Annotated in this window: 3 protein-coding genes and 1 pseudogene; all 4 read right to left on the reverse strand. The window is 65.8% G+C overall.

Annotated features, from left to right (window positions below; genetic code table 11):
• Positions 1–142, reverse strand: a pseudogene (locus tag HMPREF2581_RS33010) (porin); the annotation flags it as partial.
• A gap of 43 nt (positions 143–185) precedes the next feature.
• Positions 186–1,346, reverse strand: coding sequence for an ABC transporter ATP-binding protein (locus tag HMPREF2581_RS19725; RefSeq protein ID WP_003114840.1), 1,161 nt, complete (start codon positions 1,344–1,346; stop codon positions 186–188).
• A gap of 32 nt (positions 1,347–1,378) precedes the next feature.
• Positions 1,379–2,224 carry a carbohydrate ABC transporter permease gene (locus HMPREF2581_RS19730; protein WP_003138437.1) on the reverse strand — a complete coding sequence of 282 codons (846 nt, stop codon included), beginning with the start codon at positions 2,222–2,224 and terminating at the stop codon, positions 1,379–1,381.
• A complete protein-coding gene (locus tag HMPREF2581_RS19735) occupies positions 2,217–3,149 on the reverse strand; it encodes a carbohydrate ABC transporter permease (RefSeq protein ID WP_003091471.1) in 933 nt (310 codons plus the stop codon). Before HMPREF2581_RS19735 ends, HMPREF2581_RS19730 begins: the two co-directional genes overlap by 8 nt.
• Positions 3,150–3,238: the final 89 nt, after the last annotated feature.

The following is a 3,238-nucleotide window of genomic DNA, read 5'->3' on the forward strand; positions in this document are numbered from 1 at the left end:
CGCCCCAATCGCCGAGCATCCATTTCGAGTTCGGGGAGAACGCCTCGGCGGCGTGCGCCGCGCTCCCCAAGCCCAGCGCTCCAAGGGCAAACAGGCAGCCAACGGTCCTGGCGGCCGGTCTGGTTTTCTTGTTCTTGTACATTTCCAGCGTCCTCGTGGTTGTGGTCTAGGCAGTACGAAAGGATTCAGGAGTTCTTCTGGCGATTGCCGTTCAAGGCGGTGACCTTCTCCGCCGCCACGCCCGCCGTGCGCACGGCCACGCGCTCGCCGCTCTGCGCGTCGAACAGCAGGACCCGCGCGGGATCGAAGCGCAGGCTCATGCCGCTGCCCGCGGCCGGCGCGACGTCCGGCGCCAGGCGGCAACAGACCTTGACCTGGTTGACGGTGACGAAGACCAGGGTGTCCGGCCCGGTCGGTTCGAGCACCTCGACCTCGGTACGCAGGTCATGGGCAGCGCTGCCATCGCCCAGGGCGATCTGCTCCGGTCGTACGCCGAGGATCAGCTCGCGCCCCTCCTCCAGGCCGGGCTCCAGGCTCAGCGGCAGTTCGATACGGTCCTGGCCGCTATCGAGCAGGCCGGTCCAGCGTCCGTCCCGGCGCTGCAGGCGCAACGGAATGAAATTCATCGGCGGCGAACCGATGAAGCTGGCGACGAACAGGTTGGCCGGGTCGTTGTAGATCTGCTGCGGCGTGCCGAACTGCTGGATGACGCCGTCCTTCATCACCGCCACCTTGTCGCCGAGGGTCATGGCCTCGATCTGGTCGTGGGTGACATACACGGTCGTGGTCTTCAGCCGCTGGTGCATCAGCTTCAGCTCGGTGCGCATTTCCACCCGCAGCTTGGCATCGAGGTTGGACAGCGGCTCGTCGAACAGGTAGACCTTGGGCCGCCGCGCCAGCGCCCGGCCCATGGCCACCCGCTGCTGCTGGCCGCCGGAGAGCTGCGAGGGCTTGCGTTCGAGCAGGTGCTCGATCTGCAACAGCCTGGCCACCCGCGCCACCTCCTCGTCGATGGCGGCCTGGGGCATCTTGCGGATCTTCAGACCGAAGGCGATGTTCTCGCGCACGCTCATGGTCGGGTACAGGGCGTAGGACTGGAAGACCATGGCGATGTCGCGGTCCTTGGGGCTCATGCCGCTGATGTCCTGGCCGTCCACCAGGATCGCACCGCCGGTGATGCTCTCCAGCCCGGCGATGCAGTTCATCAGGGTCGACTTGCCGCAGCCCGAGGGGCCGACGAGGATCAGGAATTCGCCGGAGTCGATCTTCAGCCGGATGTCCCTGAGGGTATCGGCCAGGCCGCTGCCGTAGCTCTTGTGCAGGTTGCGCAGTTCGAGGGTTGCCATGTTTCGTTCGTCTCCGGGGTCAGCGACCCGTCTCAGCCTTTCACGGCGCCGGCGGTGAGGCCGCGCACGAAGTACTTGCCGGCCAGTACGTAGACCACCAGCGTGGGCAGCGCGGCGATCATCGCCGCGGCCATGTCGACGTTGTATTCCTTGACCCCGGTGGTGATGTTCACCAGGTTGTTCAGGGCCACGGTGATCGGTTGCGAATCGCCGCTGGCGAACACCACGCCGAACAGGAAGTCGTTCCAGATCTGGGTGAACTGCCAGATCAGGCAGACCATCACGATGGGCGTGGACATCGGCAGCAGGATGCGCAGGAAGATGGTGAAGAAACCGGCGCCGTCCAGGCGCGCGGCCTTGACCAGGGCATCCGGGATCGCCACGAAATAGTTGCGGAAGAACAGCGTGGTGAAGGCCAGGCCGTAGATCACGTGGACCAGCACCAGGCCACTGGTGGTATTGGCCAGGCCGAGCTTGCCGAGGGTGAAGGACATCGGCAGGAGGATCACCTGGAACGGTAGAAAGCAGCCGAACAACAGCGCGCCGAAGAACAGCTGGGAACCGCGGAAGCGCCACATCGACAGCACGTAGCCGTTCAACGCGCCGATGAAGGTGGAGATCAGCACGCCGGGCACGGTGATCAGCACCGAGTTCCAGAAGAACGCGCCGACGCTGTCCCAGGCCTTGAGCCAGCCGATGACGGTGAAGGTGTCGGGCAGCGACAGCAGGTTGCCGGTGCGGATGTCGTCCGGCGTCTTGAAGCTGGTCAGCAGCATCACCAGCAGCGGCACCAGGTAAAGCGCGCAGGCGCCCCAGAGGGTCAGGTGCACGGCCAGGCGGCTGACGCTGAAGCTCGGGTTCAGGGACGTGTCACGCATGGCGCTTGCCTCGCAGTTCGGAATACAGGTAAGGCACCACGATCGCCAGTACCGCGCCGAGCATCAGCATCGCGCTCGCCGCGCCGAGCCCCATCTGGCCACGGGTGAAGGTATGCGCATACATGAACATCGCCGGCAGGTCGGAGGAATAACCCGGCCCGCCGGCGGTCATCGCCGCTACCAGGTCGAAGCTCTTGATCGCGATATGGGCGAGAATCATCAGCGCGCTGAAGAACACCGGGCGCAGGCTCGGCAGGACGATGCGCAGGTAGATGGTCGGCAGGCTCGCACCGTCGACCTGGGCGGCGCGCACGATGGCCGGGTCGACCCCGCGCAGGCCGGCGAGGAACAGCGCCATGACGAAGCCGGAGGCCTGCCACACGGCGGCGATCACCAGGCAGTAGACGACCCGCTCCGGGTCCACCAGCCAGTCGAAGCGGAAACCTTCCCAGCCCCAGTCGCGGAGCAGCTTGTCCAGGCCCAGGCCCGGATTGAGCAGCCACTTCCAGGCGGTGCCGGTGACGATCATCGACAACGCCATGGGATACAGGTAGAGGGTACGGATGAAGCCTTCGCGGCGGATGCGCTGGTCCAGCAGCACTGCGAGGAACACTCCGAGCACCAGGCAGATGGCGATGAACGAGCCGCCGAAGAGCAGCAGGTTCTTGCTCGCCACCCACCAGCGGTCGTTGTCCCACAGGCGCTGGTACTGGCTCAGCCCGGCCCACTTGTAGCTGGGCATGAAGCGCGAGTTGGTGAAGGACAGCAGCAGCGTCCAGCCGATGTAGCCATACATGCAGAACAGCACCACGACCACGCTTGGCGCCAGCACCAGCTTCGGCAGCCAGCCTTGCAGGCGATCGAGCGGCGAGACGCGACGAGGCGCTACCGGAGCCGTGGGATAGACAGGGGAATTGGTCGCCATGCGTTTTCTCGCGTGCGAAGGAACCCACCCGTGCCGCTCGGCGGCACGGAGCCAGTCGGGAGGATCGAGCGGAGCCCAGGCCGGGCTCC

Source organism: Pseudomonas sp. HMSC057H01, from assembly GCF_001836405.1.
GTDB lineage: Bacteria > Pseudomonadota > Gammaproteobacteria > Pseudomonadales > Pseudomonadaceae > Pseudomonas > Pseudomonas aeruginosa.

Coding starts and splice junctions, on each gene's coding strand:
- HMPREF2581_RS19725 (WP_003114840.1), bottom strand. CDS start 1,346: ATGGCAACCCTCGAACTGCGCAACCTGCACAAGAGCTACGGCAGCGGC.
- HMPREF2581_RS19730 (WP_003138437.1), bottom strand. CDS start 2,224: ATGCGTGACACGTCCCTGAACCCGAGCTTCAGCGTCAGCCGCCTGGCC.
- HMPREF2581_RS19735 (WP_003091471.1), bottom strand. CDS start 3,149: ATGGCGACCAATTCCCCTGTCTATCCCACGGCTCCGGTAGCGCCTCGT.